A 19,461-nucleotide genomic window follows, 5' to 3' on the forward strand; every position below is an offset into this window, starting at 1 on the left:
AATAGGCCGGTAGATTACCGGCCTGATAATCATGCAGAATAATTTAGGTCACGGGTGCCGGGTTAAACACTGCCAGCGCATTGCGTAGCCCCCATTGATCAGACCAGGTCCGTTTGCGGTCACTGGCAATATCCAGAATAAATTCAAATAATTGCTGACCGACTTCTTCGATAGTGGCATCGCCAGTGGCAATCGTCCCAGCATCAATATCCATCAAATCATGCCAGCGATTCGCCAGATCAGTGCGTGTTGCCATTTTGATGACCGGCACTGCCGCCAGACCATAAGGTGTGCCGCGCCCAGTGGTAAATACCTGCACGGTAATGCCGGAGGCCAGTTGTTGGGTGCCACACACAAAATCACTGGCCGGTGTCGCGGCGAAAATTAACCCGCGCTTGGTGGGGCGTTGGCCCGGTGACAACACTTCAACAATGGCGCTGCGACCTGATTTGGCAATTGAGCCCAGCGCTTTTTCCACCACATTAGCCAGCCCGCCTTTTTTGTTGCCCGGCGAAGGGTTGGCACTGCGGTCAGTCTTGCCGGTTTCGAGATAGTCATCGTACCATTTCATCTCTTCCAGCAGCCTTCTGCCCACGTCCTCATTAATGGCGCGTGGGGTTAACAGGTGGATGGCATCACGCACTTCGGTGACTTCCGAGAACATGACAGTGGCACCGCAGCGCACCAGTAAGTCAGAGGCATAGCCCACCGCAGGATTAGCCGTCACGCCAGAGAAAGCATCGCTGCCGCCACATTGCATTCCGACCACCAATTCTGAGGCCGGGCAGGTTTCACGCTGGCGAAGATTTAGGCGTTGTAAATGCTTTTCAGCCACTTGCAGAATATCTTCTACCATGGAGCGGAAGCCGACGTGTTTCTCATCCTGTAAGCGCACAATATTGCTCTCATCCAGTGAGATAACTTGTACGTCTGGGGTGCCTTCCAGCAGCCGCTCGGGTTGCAGTTTTTCACAACCGAGGCCGACCACCATCACTTCACCGCCAAAATTGGGGTTGAGTGCCAGATTATGGATGGTGCGAATGGGCACCACTGCCGCCGGTGCATTGATGGCCACCCCACAGCCATATAAGTGATTCAGGGCGACCACACCATCAACATTGGGGTATTTGGGTAGCAGGGTGCGCTCAATAATATTGACCACATAATCCACCACACCAGCGACACAATGCACGCTGGTGGTAATCGCGAGTAGATTTTTGGTGCCGACACTGCCATCGGCATTGCGATAGCCCTCGAAAGTATAGCCTGCCAGTGGTGGTAGGGGCTCAGGGACCGCCGTGGCAAGAGGGAGGGTTTCCAGCGCCGGAGCTGCGGGCAGTTCGACTAATGACTCATCAATCCAGCCGCCACGAGCAATATCGCGAACCGCTAGCCCGATAACTTCGGCATAGCGAATGATGGCGCCACCTTTAGGGATATCAACCAAGGCGACTTTATGGCCTTGCGGCACATGCTCAATAAGTTCAAGACCGCATTTAAACCGGGTGCCGGCACACAGCCCATTATTATTAACCACAATGGCAACGTTATCCGCATCCTGCACTTTAATATAAAGCGGATTTTCTACCGGACTATGACCCATGCTCATAATATTACCCTTATAATATTTATCTTATACATTCTAAATAACAAGTGCCCCATCAGAGGCACCTGTTTTTGTTCTATTAAACTGTTTTCAATTCCAAGCGCTTGATATCGCCGACAACAAATAAGTAGCAGAACATCGCCATAATGGCCGAGCAACCGACAAAGATAAGTGCGGCATTAAAGGAGTGTAATTCTTTCACCAGATAGCCGATGACCAATGGGGTTACGATGGAGGCCACGTTACCAAATACGTTGAACAAGCCACCACACAGACCGACGATCTCTTTTGGCGCGGTATCGGCAATGACCGGCCAGCCCAAGGCACCAAAGCCTTTACCAAAGAAGGCTAATGCCATCAGCGCAACCACCACCACATCACTATCGACGTAGTTACACAGAATAATACTTGATGCCAATAACATGCCTAACACGATAGGGACTTTACGTGCGAAAGTCAGTGAGTGGCCTCGTTTAATTAATGAATCAGAGAATACGCCCCCTAACACCCCACCGGCGAATCCGCACAATGCTGGAATAGATGCCACCATCCCAACTTTTAAAATAGACATCCCTTTATCTTGTACTAAATAAATGGGGAACCAGGTCAGGAAGAACCAAGTGATGGTATTAATAAAGTATTGGCCGAAAAACACGCCCAACATCATTCGACTGGCTAGCAATTGCTTAAGATAATCTAATTTAGGACCACTTTTATGACCCTCTGCTTTCTTGTGGTCCATATCAACAACTGCACCACCTTGTTTGATATATTCCAGTTCAGATGCTGACATATCTGGATGATCTGTCGGGTTATGAATAAATTTGACCCAAGCAATGGTTAATACAAAACCTAACCCACCCATGACAGTAAATACATGCTGCCAGCCCCAGGCAAAGGTTAAATAACCTAATAATGGAGAGAAGATAGCCAGCGAGAAATATTGGGCCGAGTTAAAGATTGCCGATGCCGTTCCTCTCTCTTTGGTTGGGAACCAGGCGGCAACAATTCTGGCGTTAGCCGGGAAGGAGGGCGCTTCAGCGAAACCTAACATAAAGCGCATGATAAACATGGAGATAGCGGCATAAGCTATCGGGAACATGTCAACAAAGCCTTGGGTAAAGGTAAAGAGCGACCAGAAGAACAGGCTATAGGTATAAACGCGTTTTGAGCCGTAACGGTCTAACAACCAGCCGCCGGGTATTTGCATTAATAGGTAAGCCCAACCAAAAGCAGAGAAAATATATCCCATTGCAACTGCATCTAATTGCAGCTCTTTTGCCACTTCAGTGCCTGCAATTGATAATGTTGCCCGGTCAGCATAGTTAATTGCAGTTACAATAAAGATAATTAATAATATTATATATCGGACATGGGTCCGTTTTTCGGTCACAGCGGCATCCAGACTCATTTTTATACCCTCTATAAATCATTTTTTAGGTTGCCGCATTTAAATTCCTTATGAATAAGATGCAATAACCTATTTTTTATTTGGTGTTATATAAATACAAAAGTTAATTCTCATTAATGTCTTTGTTAGCGCTGTATCCATTATATGGAGTGGGGAAATAATTCGCATTGTGCATCGGCCCAAAAAAATGCGGGGAAATTATCTAATTGTTGTGTTGCTGTACAGCAAAGTGGGGCTATCATCACAAATACCCAGCATTCCTGGTGCGATAGCCTGGTTCGCTTCTCTCAGATATTCGCATCTCTGGCTTGCGTCAGTTCGCTGGAGTTTATTCGCGTGCTGCCTGATTGTTACACCCATGGCTTTGGTTATTTTCTAAAGAAATTGTTTTGGATTTTAATATCAAACTGATCTGGATCAATTTTGTATCGAATGATTGTATTGGTGAAATCAACTTTTAATTAACACTGCGCCAAGTAATTCCCTTTATTGTTGGCATTAATAAAAATAATCCCCTGTGCTTAATCGATTCTTCCCGTTATTTATTATGATGCTCTCGTGCATTTGCCAATTTAATTAGTCATAAATATCAACAAAAGCACGATTCTTTTGCATTAAAAATTAATTGTAATAATAAAATATCATAGCCACTATGTTTGTAAGGTTAATGATTTTGTAGAGTTGTGAATGGTTGTTGAAAATAATAATTATTTATCGGCAATGATATGACTTCTGGGAAGAAATAATATGAATCCATTTATTGTTGCAGATGCCGAAAGCTGTATTGGTTGCCGCAGCTGTGAAGTTGCCTGTGTTGTCGCGCATCATGAGGGTCGGTTCCCTGATAAACCAGACTATTTCACGCCCCGCGTTAAAGTGTTTAAAAATAATGACAGTGCGACAGCGGTCTTTTGCCACCATTGTGAAGATGCTCCTTGTGCCAGCACCTGCCCGAATGGGGCCATTGTTGAAATGAATAATAGCATTCAGGTTATTCAGGAAAAATGTATCGGCTGCAAAACCTGCATGATTGCCTGCCCATTCGGCATGATGACTGTGGTGACCGAAACTGTACAACCCGCCAGTCATCGTTTGGCAGATGCCTATCAACGTACTGAAGCGCAAAAATGCGACTTATGTATTGACCAACCTGATGGCCCAGCCTGCATCAAAACGTGTCCCACTCAAGCGCTGACTCTGGTTGATCAGAATTATTTACTGAATCAACAGCGACAAAAGCGTCAGCGTTCGGCATTGAATGACCACAATGGCCGCTTATTTAGCACCACCACCGCTGCCGGGGTTTCTCACTCTTTTAGCCCGCTAAGCAAAAATATCCGTGATGCCGCTCCCGTCAATTTATTGCTACGGCCACGTACGCCAAGGTTGGAAGCGAAAAAAATCCCACTGGAAGAGCGTAAAACCAGTTTTGCTGAAATCTATCTGCCTTTCACCGAAGGCCAGATTCTTGAACAGGCGGAGCGCTGTCTGAATTGTGGTGATAAAACCATTTGTCAGTGGACTTGCCCGCTACATAACGCCATTCCGCAATGGATCTCGTTGGCGCATCAAGGGCGCATCCATGAGGCGGCGGAGCTGTCACATCAAACCAGCAGTTTGCCGGAAATCTGTGGCCGGGTATGCCCGCAAGACCGCTTGTGTGAACAAGCTTGTACCTTGAATGACCACGATGGCGCAGTCACTATCGGCCAGATTGAGCGGCATATTACTGAAACAGCACTGGCGACAGGTTGGCGGCCCGATATGTCCGACGTTAAGCCGACGGGCAAGCGCGTGGCTATTATCGGCGCAGGCCCAGCGGGTCTGGGCTGCGCGGATATTCTGGTTCGCAACGGTATCACGCCCGTGGTATTTGACCGTTATCCCGAAATCGGTGGCTTGCTGACCTTTGGTATTCCGGCCTTCAAGCTGGAAAAAGGGGTGATGACCCGCCGCCGCGAGATCTTTAGCGAGATGGGTGTCGAGTTTTGCCTGAATACCGAAATTGGCCGCGATATCACCATGGAAAGTCTGCTTGGTGAGTTTGATGCCCTTTTCCTCGGCGTTGGGACATACCGTTCGATGCGCTCCGGATTGGAAAATGAAGATGCTCCCGGTGTGTTTGATGCCTTGCCATTCCTGATTGGTAATACCCAACATTTGATGGGGTATAGCGCCAGTGGTGCTCATCCTTATACCAGTATGGAAAATCAGCGGGTAGTGGTGCTGGGCGGTGGGGATACGGCGATGGATTGTGTTCGTACCTCGCTGCGCCATGGTGCTGCCAATGTGATTTGTGCTTATCGCCGTGATGAAAAGAATATGCCCGGCTCCAAACGTGAAGTGAAAAATGCTCGTGAGGAAGGTGCTGAATTTATGTTTAACCTGCAACCGCAGCGAATTGAAGTTGATGAACAGGGGCAGGTTACCGGCATCAAAATGATACGAACTGAAATGGGCCAGGCAGATGCCAAAGGGCGGCGGCAGGCGCGGCCTATCCCCGGTTCTGAACACATTATTCCCGCCGATGCGGTCATTATGGCCTTTGGTTTTAGCCCACACCGGATGTCGTGGCTGGCTGAACACAATGTGGTGCTGGATAAACAGGGGCGAGTGGTTGCCCCGACGATCTCCGGTTATCCATATCAAACCAGTAACCCCAAAATCTTTGCCGGTGGCGACATTGTGCGTGGTGCTGACTTAATCGTCACCGCCATTGCCGAAGGGCGTAAAGCGGCGGAAAGCATTGCTTATTATCTTGATGTTTTATAACGCCAGCGGTCAGGAGAAAAGATGAACCGATTTGTTATCGCTGATATGACTCAGTGTATTGGTTGCCGCACCTGCGAAATCGCCTGCGTGGTGGCGCATAGCACAGATAATAAGGTCAGCAGCATTACGGCGGATCAGTTTCACCCGCGTCTGAGTGTGATGAAAAGTTTTGCGGTTAGTGCGCCAATCCTCTGCCATCAATGTGAAGATGCGCCCTGTGAAAACTCTTGCCCAAATGGGGCGATTGTCACCGGCGATCATGGTGTGCAGGTGATGGCATCTCGTTGTATTGGTTGCAAAACCTGCATGTTGGTCTGCCCGTTTGGCGCGATGAATATGGTTGAGCAGATTAGCCATAACACCACGGTGAGCGCGCAGGCGCATAAATGTGATTTATGTCATCAGCGTGAAGCAGGCCCGGCCTGTATTGAGGTCTGCCCAACGAAGGCACTGAAATTGGTGACGCCGATGGCGTTGGAAACTCTACAGCGGGACAGACAATTGCGCGCTGCTCGTGGCGCTGTGCCGGGTATTGCTCGGTAACGTCGGTGGTCATAAGGATAGAAAAATGGAAAAGATCCTCACGGTCTGCCCCTATTGTGGCTCCGGATGCAAATTAAATTTACTGGTTGAAGACGGCGAAATTGTAGGCGCACAGCCAGCCAATGGTGTCACCAACCAAGGGGAGCTGTGCCTAAAAGGTTACTATGGCTGGGACTTTCTCAATGATACCCGCCTGCTTACCCCTCGGCTGACGACCCCACTATTGCGTCGCAAACGGGGCGAGCCATTTGAGAGTGTGAGCTGGCAAGAAGCTATTGCTTTCATCACTACTAAATTCAAAGCTATTAAAAAACGCCATGGGCCGGATGCCATCATGATGACCGGCTCCTCTCGTGGGCCGGGTAATGAAGCCAATTATGTGATGCAAAAGTTTGCTCGCGCCGCGATTGGCACTAACAATATCGATTGCTGCGCCCGCTTGTGCCATGGCCCGTCGGTGGCTGGTTTACAGCAGACTCTGGGCAATGGCGCGATGAGTAATTCCATCGGCGAACTTGAGAATACCGATTGCATCTTGGTGTTTGGCTATAACGCCGCTGATTCCCACCCGATTGTCGCCAGACGAATTATCAAAGCCAAAAACAAAGGTGCCAAACTGATTGTCTGCGATCCTCGGCACATTGAAACTGCGCGCATTGCTGACCAATGGCTGGCATTGAAAAATGGCGCAAACATGGCGTTGGTGAATGCCTTTATTTATGTATTGATTGAAGAAAAACTCTTTGATGATAATTATGTGCGCGCACATACCCGTGGCTTTGATGAACTGAAAGCGGGAGTTGCAGATTATCGCCCGGAGGATGTCGAGCACATTACTGGCTTGCCTGCGCAAGCTGTTCGTCAGGCGATGCGTACCTATGCCGCAGCACCGGCGGCGACGATTCTGTGGGGGATGGGCGTCACCCAATGGGGGCAGGCCGTGGATGTGGTGAAAGGGCTGTCTTCGTTGGCTCTGTTAACCGGTAATCTTGGGCGGCCCAATGTCGGCGTCGGCCCAGTTCGTGGTCAGAACAATGTTCAGGGCGCTTGTGATATGGGGGTGCTGCCCAACACCTTCCCCGGCTATGAGAAAGTGACGGATAATGAGGCCAGAGGCCGCTTCGCCGCTGCCTGGGGAGTCCCTGAATTGCCGGCTCATGTGGGGTACTCGATTACCGATGTTCCACATAAAGTAGCCGAAGGAAAACTTAAAGCCTATTACGTGTTTGGTGAAGACCCGATCCAAACCGAGCCAGATTTAGCCGCAATGCGCGCCGCGTTTGAAGCACTGGAGCTGGTGGTGGTGCAGGATATCTTTATGACCAAAACCGCCGCGCTGGCGGATGTAGTTCTCCCGGCCACGTCTTGGGGGGAGCATGAAGGGGTATATACCAGCGCCGATCGCGGCTTCCAGCACTTTAATAAAGCCATTGAGCCAAAGGGCGATGTGAAGCCCGATTGGGAGATAATCAGCCTGATATCCACGGCGATGGGTTATCCGATGGCTTACCAAAATACCCAACAAATATGGGATGAAATGCGCGGCTTGTGCCCACCCTTCTTTGGCGCAACCTATGAAAAAATGGCGGGGTTGGGTTATGTGCAGTGGCCCTGCCCAAGTGAAGATCACCCCGGCACTCCTTACCTGTATACCGGTAATCAATTTGCTACCGAGGATGGCAAAGGTTTGCTCAGTTGTGCGCCGTGGCAGCCGCCTCATGAACAGACTAACAGTGAGTATCCGCTGGCGCTCTGTACGGTGCGTGAAGTGGGGCACTACAGCTGCCGCTCAATGACCGGCAACTGTACCACATTGAAAATTCTGGCAGATGAGCCAGGTTATGTACAAATTCACCCGCAAGATGCCGGTGAGCTAAGGGTTGTCGATCAAGCGCTGATCTGGATTTCTTCCCGGCGCGGTAAAGTGATTGCTCGCGCCAGTGTTACTGAGCGGGCAAATCTTGGCGCGGTATATATGACTTATCAGTGGTGGATTGGTGCTTGTAATGAGCTGACGGTGGATCATGTCGATCCGGTGTCAAAAACACCGGAATTCAAGCATTGTGCGGTCAAAGTAGAGGCCATTAGTGACCAACGCGCGGCAGAGCAATATGTTGAGCAACAATATTACCAACTGAAAAAACGGCTGTCAGATGCCGCCGTCCAGTAGCCATCAGTCTGTTCATTGCGGTAGGCCACCAAGGTGGTTTACCGCGTCTTATTCTGTAAATGCTGCAAGAACTCGGTGGCATTCATAAAGCCGGTAACTCTGGCATCGCTAACTTCATTGCCCTGAGCATCGAAAAACAGGATGGTCGGCAAGCCCAACACATTTAACTGCTTCAATAGTGCCGCATGTTCTGCGTTATTCGCTGTCACGTCAGCTTGCAGCAGCACGGTATTGGCTAACTGGCGCTGAACCTGCTCATCGCTGAAGGTATATTTCTCAAACTCTTTGCAGGCGACACACCAGTCAGCGTACAGATCCAGCATCACTGGCTTACCCCGTGCTTGAGCTAATGCCGCTTGCAACTGTGGTAAATCAGCCACCTGTTTAAAGGCTAAATGCTTAATTTCACTCTGTTGTGTGTTACTGCCAAAAGCCCAGTCTTGTAGTGGGCGGGCGGCAATCAGCAGGGCGGCCAGCAGTAATAGCTGGCAAACCCGCGCCCAGCCGGAGTGCGCTTTCAGACTTAATACAAATGCCCAGCCGAAGAAGGCAATCGCCAGTAAGCTCCATAAACGTAAACCCCAGACATCGCCCAGCACTCTTTCTAGCAAGAACACCGGCAGTGCCAGAATAACAAAACCAAAAGCTTCTTTGACGTACTGCATCCACGGGCCACTGCGCGGGAGGAGCTTATTGCCAAACAACGTCACAATCACCAATGGGATGCCCATCCCTAAGGCATATAGATACAACGTACCACCGCCGGCCAGCATGTTACCGCTTTGGGCGATATACAGCAGAATGGCGCTGAGTGGGGCGGTGGTGCAAGGTGAGCAAATCAGCCCCGCCAGTGCGCCCATGGCAAAGACGCCAGCCAGTGAGCCTCCGCGTTGAGTACTGCTCCACTGCACCAACCGGGTTTGCAGTGAGGACGGTAATTGCAAGGAATACAGGCCGAACATGGATAACGCCAGCAGCACAAACAAGATGGATAACCCAATCAAGACATAAGGGTGTTGTAATGCCGCCTGAAATTGTAAACCTGCGGCGGCAACCACCAGGCCAAGTAAGGTGTAGGTCAGTGCCATCCCTTGCACATACACCACCGCCAACAGCAATATCCGCCGCTGACTATGGGGCTTTTCGCGCCCGAGGATAATGGCTGAAATCAGCGGATACATCGGCAACACGCAAGGGGTGAAGGCGATACCGATACCAATGAGCAGCGCCCAGAGGGGTGAAAACGGCAGTTCCGCAGGCACTGGGGCCACATTATTGGCCGCAGGAGAAACCACAGCTTCTGTACCCGTCGCCGCGGATGACCCAGCGATCACGGCGGAGAGCGGAACGACACGGGTTTCTGGCGGGTAACAGAAACCGGCCTCAGCGCAGCCCTGATAAGTCACACTGACACTGGCTTGTTCACCGGCCTGCATAATGGGGATTTTCAGTGTGAGCTGTTGCTTGAAAATCGCGACTTCACCATAAAATTCATCATGATGAGCAATGCCTTCTGGCAGCGTAAATGTACCCAGAGAAGCATTCTGCGGCACGATTTTGATTTGTTGGCGATACAGATAATAGTCGGGATGAATCTGCCAGCTTAGGGTGAGCTGGTCACCTTGCTGACGAAAATCAAAGGCAAACGCCTGATCGACAGGGATAAACCGGCTCTGGCTGCTTTGCTGGCCAAAAGAGGATTTTTCACCAAACAGTGAAGCCTGTGCGCTGTGCGGTGCGAGTAAAACGCTGCACAGCAGCAGAATCAGAGTAATGAAGCGTTGAGCCATGACAGGTAATCTTTATCTCCATCCCTTACCGGCAGCACCAGTAATTCCGGTGTCTGGTAGGGGTGATGTTGTTTGATATAGCTGAGAAGCGCCTGCTGATGATCCGTATTGCTTTTGAACAATAACTGGACTTCATACTCTTGCTGAAGCTTACCTTCCCAGTAGTAAATCGAGGTCGCACCTGGCAACAGGGTAGCGCAGGCGGCCAATTTCTCCCCTAAAACCTGCGCGGCTAAGTCTTGTGCGCTGGCTTCATCGGGAGCGGTGCACAATACCACAATTGCATCACAGTCAGTTGTATCACAATCAGACATTTTAACCTCGTAGGTCGCGTGGCTTATATGACGATAAGTTACATGGATAGCAAAAGTACTATAACGCGAAGCTTGGCTGGGTCAGAAGATGATTTGTGTAACGATGGGATATAGCTGAGGAAATAGGGCGCATGATGCGCCCCAATCCGATGAAATTACTTAAGTGATTACAACACCAAACCGCCCATCACAAAGCCGAAGCAAACAGCCAGTGCCACCCCGATGGTGCCAGGGATGAAGAACGGATGGTTGAACACGAAGCGACCAATACGGGTGGTGCCGGTGTCATCCATTTGTACTGCCGCAACCAGTGTTGGGTAGGTAGGCAGAATGAACAGACCAGAAACCGCTGCGAAAGAAGCAATCGCGGCCAGTGGTGATACGTTCAGTGCCATTGCCATTGGCATCAATGCCTTGGCAGTTGCCGCCTGAGAGTACAACAGGGCTGAACAGAAGAAGAAGATAACAGCCAGCAACCATGAGTGAGCCTGAATCAAGCTACCCGCAGTTTCTTTAATCCACTCCAGATTGTGTTGTACAAAGGTATCACCCAACCAAGCTACACCGAGGATACAGATACAAGCACTCATACCCGCTTTAAAAGTGCTGGAGTTCAGGATTGAGTCGGTATCAACCGAACACACCATAGTGGTGATAGTCGCCACACTCAGCATGATGATCAAAATAGCATTGGTGGTATTCATCAGCGGTGTTGCCACCAGACCGACACTTGGGCTGTTGATGATGGCATAAGCCACAACACACAATACACCTGCCAGGAACAGCAATACTGAGGTTTTAGCCCGTGGTTTAATCACTTTTACCGTGTCACCACGTAGTGTTACCAAACCTTCTTCTAAACGTTTCAGATAGATTGGGTCATCGGAAAGTTTGGAGTTAAAGCACCAAGAGACGATCAGTGACATCACAAACACCGCAAGTAGGGTGGATGGGATAACTATCATCAGTAAATGTAAGTAGCTGACGCCGTGGCCTTCCATGACAGAAGACATATAGACAACTGCCGCAGAAATAGGTGAGGCGGTGATAGCAATCTGCGCGGAGACAACTGCGGTTGACAGAGGGCGGCAAGGTTTGATGCCTTGTTCTTTCGCCACTTCAGCAATAACCGGCAGGGCTGACAGAGAAATATTACCTGTCCCGGCAAAGATGGTCAGAAAATAGGTGACCAGCGGAGCAAGGATGGTGATGTGTTTTGGATTCTTACGCAGCAATTTTTCAGTCTGCTGCACCAGATAATCCATACCGCCCGCCACCTGCATTGCAGAGATTGCGGCGATAACAGCCATGATGATTGAAATAACGTCAAAGGGAATGCTGCCTGGTTTGACGCCAATGATCGCCAACACCAAAACACCAATCCCGCCCGCAAATCCGATACCGATACCGCCTAATCTGGCCCCTAAAAAAATGGCCAGCAGAACGATGACTAATTCTACGGCTATCATAGCTTTACCCCTTGTTTATAATTTGAAACAACTTGTTTAAATTGAACTTTAAACGTTAAATAATTGTGTTTACCAGAAACTAAAAAGGCACGTTGTCCAGAGGAGCATACGTGCCTTATAGGGCTACCGGATGATTATTTTATTGTTCATTTTCATCGGTATAACGTTTCGCCTTATAGGCAGGATGCATCAGGTTCTCGACAGAGAAAATATCGTCTAACTCGGCTTCAGTGAGCAAACCGCGTTCCAGAACCACTTCCCGCACATTCTTACCGGTTTCCGCACAGATCTTACCGACAATGTCACCATTATGGTGGCCAATGAATGGGTTAAGATAGGTAACGATACCGATAGAGTTAAAGACGTAACGCTCGCAGACCTCTTTGTTGGCCGTAATGCCATTAATGCATTTTTCCAACAGGTTATAGCAAGCATTTGTCAGGATATGAATGGACTCAAACATAGCCTGGCCAATCACTGGCTCCATGACGTTCAACTGGAGCTGGCCTGCTTCGGCCGCCATAGTAATGCAAGTGTCGTTGCCGATCACCTTAAAACAAACCTGGTTAACAACTTCAGGAATAACCGGGTTAACTTTGGCTGGCATGATTGAGGAACCGGCCTGCAATTCTGGCAGGTTGATTTCATTCAGACCAGTACGCGGGCCAGAGGAGAGCAAACGTAAGTCATTACAGATTTTCGACATCTTAACTGCCAGACGTTTCAGCGCACTGTGCACCATTACGTAAGCCCCACAGTCAGATGTTGCTTCAATCAAGTCTTCTGCTGGTACACATGCCAGCCCACTGATTTCAGCTAGTTTTTGAACAGCCAGTTGCTGATAACCTTCTGGTGTGTTCAAGGCAGTACCGATAGCCGTTGCACCCAGGTTAACTTCCAGCAGTAACTCTGCGGTACGTTGCAGGTTTTTGGTTTCTTCGTTCAACAATACCTGGAAGGCACGGAATTCCTGCCCCAGAGTCATTGGAACTGCATCCTGTAGCTGGGTACGACCCATTTTCAGAATTTTTTCGAATTCTTTGGATTTTCTACCGAAACCTTCGCCCAATTCGTTGATCGCGTCGATCAATTTCATAATGGAGGCGTAGACCGCAATGCGGAAGCCGGTTGGGTAGGCATCGTTGGTGGATTGGCACTTGTTTAGATGGTCATTAGGGTTGAGATATTGATATTCCCCTTTTTGGTGCCCCATCAGTTCCAGACCGATATTGGCCAGAACTTCGTTGGTATTCATGTTTAAAGAGGTACCGGCGCCGCCTTGGAACACGTCAACCGGGAACTGATCCATGCATTTGCCTTTATCCAGAACTTCATCACATGCCTGAATAATGATGTCTGCAATTTTGCGTGGAATAGTGTGTAGCTCTTTGTTCGCCATTGCCGCCGCTTTTTTTACCATAACCATGCCGCGTACAAATTCGGGAACATCACTGATCTTGCTGTTGCTGATATAGAAGTTTTCAATCGCACGCAGGGTATGAACACCGTAGTAAGCCTCTGCGGGGACTTCTCGTGTACCTAACAGGTCTTCTTCAATACGAATGTTATTTGACATGAGAACCTTCTCTAATGTGCTGTCTTGTTTTGTATTTGTTAACTAAATTATGTCGCCGTGGGCAACATTGATGCCGCTATGAACCTTTAGTGCGGAAAGATTAACCATTCATCATGTTGCTAACAGGATCATATGCTGCTTAGCGAGAAAAAGCCTTGAACTAGGATCACTATATGGTCGGAATTAATTAAGAGGATCTGATATCTGTGATTTCTCTCACAGTTGCACAAATGAGTAATAAAAGTATGCCCTCAACTTGAAAAGTACTTCGACCACCACCACTTTATGATTGTCGACCCACGTCGAAGAGGGGAGCTGACGCCGAAATCTAGATATATACCCCAAATAATTCGAGTTGCAGGAAGGCGGCAAGCGAATGAGTCCAATGAGCTTACTTGAGTAAGTGATTCGGGTGATTGAATGCAGCCAACGCATATGCAGTTTGAAGTATGAGGGGAAAAGGTCGTGTCAGCGCCAACTGGGTCAAGGTTTTCATGGTATCTGTCAGGCAGGTTTAACCTGATGAGGGATATTGAATGATTGAAATAAGGAGAATGCGGTGCGTTGGTTACCGTTAGCGCTGATATTTTTATTGGCATATATAGAAATATCGATATTTATCAAGGTCGCAGCCGTACTGGGTGTGCTGGTTACCCTGCTGCTAGTGATCCTGAGCTCCTGTGTGGGGATCTCTCTGGTGCGTAACCAGGGCATCAAAACCTTTATGCAGATGCAGCAAAAACTGGCTGCGGGTGAAAGCCCGGCGGCAGAAATGGTCAAAAGTGTCTCGCTGGTATTGGCGGGTTTCTTGCTGTTGATCCCGGGCTTTTTCACCGACTTCCTCGGTTTGCTGCTGCTCTTACCCCCGATTCAAAAGTCATTAACATTAAAGTTGATGCCACATTTGCACATTTACCGTGGCGGTAGTTTTGGCACCGGTAGCGGCCCAATGGGCGGCGGAAATACTTTTGACGGTGAGTTTCAGCGCAAAGCTGATGAGAGCTTCATTGTCGAGCATCGTCCGGATGAGGATGATAAATCGACAGATAATCGTTTTAAAGATGATAAGTAAACCGAAGGTTCACTCTAATAGCCTGTTTATTAATCATAAATTTATAAAGTAAATCACAGTGTTTTCTTTTCACTGTGGGCGGTGAGGTGGCTCAAAACAGCCATCTTAGGACGAGAAAAAAATGAATTTTTTTTTGTCGTCTCCCTTGAAGGGATGAGAAGCCGCCCCCATTAAGGAAGGCACGGTATCGGTTATGAAGGCATGCCGATATTAATCCTAAATCTGATACGGACCTTCTCATAGGAGAGCTATCAATGAAAATTCGTCCATTGCATGACCGCGTTATCGTCAAGCGCAAAGAAGTTGAATCCAAGTCTGCTGGCGGCATCGTTCTGACTGGCACTGCAGCGGGTAAATCTACCCGTGGTGAAGTTCTGGCTGTCGGCAATGGTCGCATCCTGGATAACGGTGAAATTAAGCCGCTGGATGTGAAAGTTGGCGACGTCGTTATTTTCAACGATGGTTACGGCGTGAAGTCAGAGAAGATCGACCATGAAGAAGTGTTGATCATGTCCGAAAGCGACATTCTGGCAATTGTTGAAGCGTAATCACGCTCTCTAATCTTCTGAACTGAACGAGTTAAGGGAAATACCAATGGCAGCTAAAGACGTAAAATTCGGTAACGACGCACGCATCAAAATGCTACGCGGCGTAAACATCCTTGCTGATGCAGTGAAAGTGACCCTAGGCCCGAAAGGCCGTAACGTAGTTCTGGACAAGTCTTTCGGCTCTCCAACTATCACCAAAGATGGTGTATCTGTTGCACGTGAGATCGAACTGGAAGACAAGTTTGAGAACATGGGTGCACAGATGGTTAAAGAAGTTGCCTCTAAAGCGAATGACGCGGCAGGTGACGGTACTACCACTGCAACTGTTCTGGCTCAATCCATCATCACTGAAGGCCTGAAAGCTGTAGCGGCCGGCATGAACCCAATGGATCTGAAACGCGGTATCGATAAAGCTGTTATCGCTGCGGTTGAAGAACTGAAAAAACTGTCTGTGCCTTGCTCTGATTCTAAAGCTATCGCCCAGGTAGGTACCATCTCTGCAAACTCAGACTCAACTGTTGGTGAGCTGATTGCACAAGCGATGGAAAAAGTCGGTAAAGAAGGCGTTATCACCGTTGAAGAAGGTTCAGGCCTGCAAGACGAGCTGGACGTTGTAGAAGGTATGCAGTTCGACCGTGGCTACCTGTCTCCTTACTTCATCAATAAACCAGAAACTGGTTCAATTGAACTTGAAAGCCCATTCATCCTGTTGGCTGACAAGAAAATCTCTAACATCCGTGAAATGCTGCCAGTTCTGGAAGCAGTAGCGAAAGCCGGTAAACCACTGCTGATCATCGCAGAAGACGTTGAAGGCGAAGCGCTGGCAACTCTGGTGGTTAACACCATGCGCGGCATTGTTAAAGTGGCTGCAGTTAAAGCACCTGGTTTCGGCGATCGTCGTAAAGCCATGCTGCAAGACATCGCGACTCTGACTTCTGGTACTGTTATTTCTGAAGAAATCGGTCTGGAACTGGAAAAAACCACTCTGGAAGATCTGGGTCAGGCAAAACGTGTTGTTATCAACAAAGACACCACTATCATCATCGATGGTGTAGGTGACGAAGCTGCAATCCAGGGCCGTGTTACTCAGATCCGTCAGCAAATTGAAGATGCGACTTCTGACTACGACAAAGAAAAACTGCAAGAGCGTGTTGCTAAACTGGCTGGCGGCGTTGCCGTTATCAAAGTTGGCGCCGCAACTGAAGTTGAAATGAAAGAGAAGAAAGCTCGCGTTGAAGATGCTCTGCACGCAACTCGTGCTGCGGTAGAAGAAGGCGTGGTTGCTGGTGGTGGTGTTGCACTGATTCGTGCTGCATCTGCTATCACTGCTTCTGGCCTGAAAGGCGACAACGAAGACCAGAACGTGGGTATCAAAGTTGCTCTGCGTGCGATGGAATCTCCACTGCGTCAGATCGTAGTTAACGCCGGTGAAGAAGCCTCTGTTATCGCGAACAACGTTAAAGCGGGTTCAGGTAGCTACGGTTACAACGCATACAGCGAAGAATACGGCGACATGATCGCGATGGGTATCCTGGATCCAACTAAAGTGACTCGTTCTGCTCTGCAGTACGCAGCCTCTATTGCTGGCCTAATGATCACCACCGAGTGCATGATCACTGACCTGCCACGTGATGACAAAGGTGCTGATATGGGCGCTGGCGGCATGGGTGGTATGGGCGGCATGGGCGGCATGATGTAATGCTGCCAACCCTTTGAGCGACCATAAGTTTGGTAGCCTAAGGGACAAGCTGTTGATGAAAGCGAGTGGGGAAACCTGCTCGCTTTTATTTTTGGTGAGATTCACTCTTATTTTTTATGAAAAGAAAAACCGGCAATAAATCAAACCTGTCATAACCTCGCCCCAACAAAGCCTTATACTTGGCCTTATCTGGAAACAAGATTTTCTCTGACTCATATTTTGCAACTCGGTGCTGTAAAAGTGGCTTTATTTTGCCAGAGTGATGATTGCCGGACTTTTTATTATCTTAGTTTCTGATTTAATGTGTAAACTGTTACTCATTAACCATCAGTCTCGAAATCGGGTACCTGGATAATTTCGGCAACGGATGCCTAAGCGGCGGCGGTGCTTTCTGGTAATCTTTAGCGTGATTCTCAACTTCGAATGGGGAAAAAAATGCGGATTAAAGTGTTACTTGGTCTTTCAGCAGCGCTGTTGCTGGCAGGTTGTAGCTCCACTAATCAATTGAGTGCGGCGGGCGAGCAAGTGAAGTTCTCCGATACAAAACCGGGTAGTGAATGCCAGTTGGTGGGTCAGGTCACCGGTACTCAGAGCAATTGGATATCTGGCGGCGGCGGTGAAAGCAGCTCGATGCGCGGTGCGGCAAATGACCTGCGCAACAAAGCAGCAGCCATGGGCGGCAATGTTATCTATGGTGCAACCAGCCCAAGCGAAACCTTCTTATCAAGCTTCGCGCCACTCGACAGCAAAATGGTCGGTGAAGTTTACAAGTGCCCTTAATAGTTTAAGCGCCAATGTAAATAAGTCAGGGGCGCGTCGTATCCCCTGACTTGCCCTTATTCGCTCTGCATTAATCGAAGATCCAGCGGTGTTTTGCTGGGCTGCCCCCCAATTTCTCGTGCCAAACGGGGTACCAAATAGCCTGATACCCGACTCAGTAACCCTTTCATTAATTGCCGAGCTTCATCATCATCAACCATAAAGTGGGCCGCGCCTTGCACTTTATCCAGCACATGGATGTAATAAGGCAGAATTCCAGCATCAAACAAAGCATTACTTAATGTCGCCAATACGTCTGCATCATCATTGACCCCACGTAGCAACACACTCTGGTTTAACAGTGTGACTCCCGCCCGTTTCAACTGTGCCATACTGTCACGGAAAGATGAGTCGATTTCATTGGCATGGTTTATATGTGTAACCATCAATACCTGTAATCGTGAATCACCTAGCAACTGACACAGTGTTGGAGTAATACGAGCGGGGATCACCACCGGCAAGCGGCTATGGATACGCAACCGTTTGATGTGGGGGATATTTTCTAATTCACCCACTAACCAACTGAGTTCACTGTCCTTTGCCATTAATGGGTCGCCGCCCGAGAAAATAATCTCGTCCAGTTCAGGATGCTGGCGGATATAATCCAGTGCTTGCTGCCAATTGGCTTTGTTGCCTTGGTTATCCTGATAAGGAAAATGGCGGCGGAAACAGTAGCGGCAATTGACGGCGCAGCCGCCTTTGACCAGCAATAATGCGCGGTTGCGGTATTTGTGTAACAATCCGGGGACAACACTGCGCTGCTCATCGAGTGGATCGTTGGTAAAGCCGGGGGCCGCGATAAATTCTTCGCGTGCAGTGAGCACTTGCAGCAGTAAAGGGTCTGATGGATTTCCCGGTTGCATACGTGCGACAAATGCACGGGGCACTCTTAAGGGAAATAAACGACGCGCTGCGGTGCCTTGTTGCAGGTTAGGGTGTTCATTTAAGAACAAAATTCTTAGCAATTCGTCCGGATCTGTAATTACATCGGCGAGTTGTTGCAACCAATCTTCTCTAATTGGCATGTTTCGGGTTACAATACTTGCCATTTTTTAGGCTTACTACCAGTTTCTTGAGGACCATAATGGCCAGTTATTATAGCAACGATTTTCGTCCCGGTCTTAAAATCATGTTCGAGGGCGAGCCTTATGCAGTTGAGTCCAGCGAATTCGTAAAACCCGGCAAAGGTCAGGCTTTTGCTCGTGTTAAGATGCGCCGCCTGTTGACCGGCTCACGTGTTGAAAAGACCTTCAAATCAACCGATTCTCTGGAAGGTGCGGACGTTAACGATCTGAACCTGACTTACCTGTATAACGACGGTGAGTTCTGGCACTTCATGAATAACGAGACTTACGAACAGCTGCAAGCTGATGCTAAAGCGATTGGCGATAATGCTAAATGGCTGATTGATCAGGCAGAATGCATCGTAACTCTGTGGAATGGTCAGCCTATCGCTGTCACTCCACCAAACTTTATTGAACTCGAAATTGTTGACACTGACCCAGGTCTGAAAGGTGATACTGCTGGTACTGGTGGTAAGCCTGCAACTCTGAGCACCGGTGCAGTGGTCAAAGTGCCACTATTCGTACAGGTTGGCGAAGTCATCAAAGTTGACACCCGCTCTGGCGAATACGTTTCTCGCGTGAAGTAAGTCGGTTACGCTGAGAACGAA

15 protein-coding genes are annotated in these 19,461 nt (G+C 48.8%); 8 read left to right on the forward strand and 7 right to left on the reverse strand.

All coding sequences use genetic code 11. The annotated features are described in order from the left end of the window. Window positions 1-43: 43 nt before the first annotated feature. Together garD and N0H69_RS01840 are read right to left on the reverse strand one after the other, a co-directional pair. Window positions 44-1,609, reverse strand: coding sequence for a galactarate dehydratase (garD, locus tag N0H69_RS01835; protein WP_050152035.1), 1,566 nt, complete (start codon window positions 1,607-1,609; stop codon window positions 44-46). A gap of 76 nt (window positions 1,610-1,685) precedes the next feature. Beyond that, window positions 1,686-3,017 carry an MFS transporter gene (locus N0H69_RS01840; RefSeq protein ID WP_050110961.1) on the reverse strand — a complete coding sequence of 444 codons (1,332 nt, stop codon included), beginning with the start codon at window positions 3,015-3,017 and terminating at the stop codon, window positions 1,686-1,688. Between the two features lie 747 nt (window positions 3,018-3,764). On the opposite strand from N0H69_RS01840, the gene aegA reads away from it, so the two are divergent. The 3 genes from aegA to fdhF are packed head-to-tail and all read left to right on the forward strand — an operon-like array spanning window position 3,765 to window position 8,502. Continuing rightward, a complete protein-coding gene (gene aegA, locus N0H69_RS01845) occupies window positions 3,765-5,789 on the forward strand; it encodes a formate-dependent uric acid utilization protein AegA (protein ID WP_050135653.1) in 2,025 nt (674 codons plus the stop codon). Window positions 5,790-5,810: 21 nt separating this feature from the next. Further along, complete coding sequence (locus N0H69_RS01850) at window positions 5,811-6,332, forward strand: 4Fe-4S dicluster domain-containing protein (protein ID WP_050110963.1); 522 nt, start codon at window positions 5,811-5,813, stop codon at window positions 6,330-6,332. Window positions 6,333-6,357: 25 nt separating this feature from the next. Beyond that, window positions 6,358-8,502, forward strand: coding sequence for a formate dehydrogenase subunit alpha (fdhF, locus tag N0H69_RS01855; protein ID WP_050152037.1), 2,145 nt, complete (start codon window positions 6,358-6,360; stop codon window positions 8,500-8,502). Between the two features lie 38 nt (window positions 8,503-8,540). Here fdhF and N0H69_RS01860 read toward each other — a convergent pair whose 3' ends face one another. The 4 genes from N0H69_RS01860 to aspA form a co-directional block, all read right to left on the reverse strand. After that, window positions 8,541-10,292: a protein-disulfide reductase DsbD gene (locus tag N0H69_RS01860; protein ID WP_050152038.1), complete on the reverse strand. Its 1,752-nt coding sequence runs from the start codon at window positions 10,290-10,292 to the stop codon at window positions 8,541-8,543. Next, the gene (cutA, locus tag N0H69_RS01865) at window positions 10,268-10,606 is read right to left on the reverse strand and encodes a divalent cation tolerance protein CutA (RefSeq protein WP_050135645.1); all 339 of its coding nucleotides are present in this window, start codon (window positions 10,604-10,606) and stop codon (window positions 10,268-10,270) included. Before cutA ends, N0H69_RS01860 begins: the two co-directional genes overlap by 25 nt. A 167-nt stretch (window positions 10,607-10,773) precedes the next feature. Then, on the reverse strand, window positions 10,774-12,075 hold the full coding sequence (locus tag N0H69_RS01870) for an anaerobic C4-dicarboxylate transporter (RefSeq protein ID WP_050110967.1): 1,302 nt from the start codon (window positions 12,073-12,075) through the stop codon (window positions 10,774-10,776). A gap of 139 nt (window positions 12,076-12,214) precedes the next feature. Next, complete coding sequence (gene aspA / locus N0H69_RS01875) at window positions 12,215-13,651, reverse strand: aspartate ammonia-lyase (protein ID WP_004706985.1); 1,437 nt, start codon at window positions 13,649-13,651, stop codon at window positions 12,215-12,217. A gap of 559 nt (window positions 13,652-14,210) precedes the next feature. On the opposite strand from aspA, the gene N0H69_RS01880 reads away from it, so the two are divergent. From N0H69_RS01880 to N0H69_RS01895, 4 genes are all read left to right on the forward strand, one after another. Further along, window positions 14,211-14,723 carry an FxsA family protein gene (locus tag N0H69_RS01880; protein ID WP_050110968.1) on the forward strand — a complete coding sequence of 171 codons (513 nt, stop codon included), beginning with the start codon at window positions 14,211-14,213 and terminating at the stop codon, window positions 14,721-14,723. Between the two features lie 254 nt (window positions 14,724-14,977). Then, on the forward strand, window positions 14,978-15,271 hold the full coding sequence (locus N0H69_RS01885; RefSeq protein WP_048618980.1) for a co-chaperone GroES: 294 nt from the start codon (window positions 14,978-14,980) through the stop codon (window positions 15,269-15,271). 46 nt (window positions 15,272-15,317) lie between these two features. Continuing rightward, window positions 15,318-16,970: a chaperonin GroEL gene (groL, locus tag N0H69_RS01890; protein ID WP_004706989.1), complete on the forward strand. Its 1,653-nt coding sequence runs from the start codon at window positions 15,318-15,320 to the stop codon at window positions 16,968-16,970. Window positions 16,971-17,405: 435 nt separating this feature from the next. Continuing rightward, the gene (locus tag N0H69_RS01895) at window positions 17,406-17,750 is read left to right on the forward strand and encodes a DUF4156 domain-containing protein (protein WP_050110969.1); all 345 of its coding nucleotides are present in this window, start codon (window positions 17,406-17,408) and stop codon (window positions 17,748-17,750) included. A gap of 56 nt (window positions 17,751-17,806) precedes the next feature. Here the strand turns inward: N0H69_RS01895 and epmB are convergent, their stop codons facing one another. After that, window positions 17,807-18,838, reverse strand: a complete 1,032-nt coding sequence (gene epmB / locus N0H69_RS01900; RefSeq protein ID WP_050110970.1) for an EF-P beta-lysylation protein EpmB — start codon at window positions 18,836-18,838, stop codon at window positions 17,807-17,809. Between the two features lie 35 nt (window positions 18,839-18,873). On the opposite strand from epmB, the gene efp reads away from it, so the two are divergent. After that, the gene (efp, locus tag N0H69_RS01905) at window positions 18,874-19,440 is read left to right on the forward strand and encodes an elongation factor P (protein ID WP_032910408.1); all 567 of its coding nucleotides are present in this window, start codon (window positions 18,874-18,876) and stop codon (window positions 19,438-19,440) included. Window positions 19,441-19,461 lie beyond the last annotated feature (21 nt).

Source organism: Yersinia alsatica (genome assembly GCF_025133195.1).
Lineage (GTDB): Bacteria > Pseudomonadota > Gammaproteobacteria > Enterobacterales > Enterobacteriaceae > Yersinia > Yersinia alsatica.

Coding starts and splice junctions, on each gene's coding strand:
- groL (WP_004706989.1), top strand. CDS start 15,318: ATGGCAGCTAAAGACGTAAAATTCGGTAACGACGCACGCATCAAAATG.
- N0H69_RS01885 (WP_048618980.1), top strand. CDS start 14,978: ATGAAAATTCGTCCATTGCATGACCGCGTTATCGTCAAGCGCAAAGAA.
- N0H69_RS01850 (WP_050110963.1), top strand. CDS start 5,811: ATGAACCGATTTGTTATCGCTGATATGACTCAGTGTATTGGTTGCCGC.
- aegA (WP_050135653.1), top strand. CDS start 3,765: ATGAATCCATTTATTGTTGCAGATGCCGAAAGCTGTATTGGTTGCCGC.
- cutA (WP_050135645.1), bottom strand. CDS start 10,606: ATGTCTGATTGTGATACAACTGACTGTGATGCAATTGTGGTATTGTGC.
- N0H69_RS01860 (WP_050152038.1), bottom strand. CDS start 10,292: ATGGCTCAACGCTTCATTACTCTGATTCTGCTGCTGTGCAGCGTTTTA.
- N0H69_RS01870 (WP_050110967.1), bottom strand. CDS start 12,075: ATGATAGCCGTAGAATTAGTCATCGTTCTGCTGGCCATTTTTTTAGGG.
- fdhF (WP_050152037.1), top strand. CDS start 6,358: ATGGAAAAGATCCTCACGGTCTGCCCCTATTGTGGCTCCGGATGCAAA.
- N0H69_RS01895 (WP_050110969.1), top strand. CDS start 17,406: ATGCGGATTAAAGTGTTACTTGGTCTTTCAGCAGCGCTGTTGCTGGCA.
- N0H69_RS01840 (WP_050110961.1), bottom strand. CDS start 3,017: ATGAGTCTGGATGCCGCTGTGACCGAAAAACGGACCCATGTCCGATAT.
- efp (WP_032910408.1), top strand. CDS start 18,874: ATGGCCAGTTATTATAGCAACGATTTTCGTCCCGGTCTTAAAATCATG.
- garD (WP_050152035.1), bottom strand. CDS start 1,609: ATGAGCATGGGTCATAGTCCGGTAGAAAATCCGCTTTATATTAAAGTG.
- epmB (WP_050110970.1), bottom strand. CDS start 18,838: ATGGCAAGTATTGTAACCCGAAACATGCCAATTAGAGAAGATTGGTTG.
- aspA (WP_004706985.1), bottom strand. CDS start 13,651: ATGTCAAATAACATTCGTATTGAAGAAGACCTGTTAGGTACACGAGAA.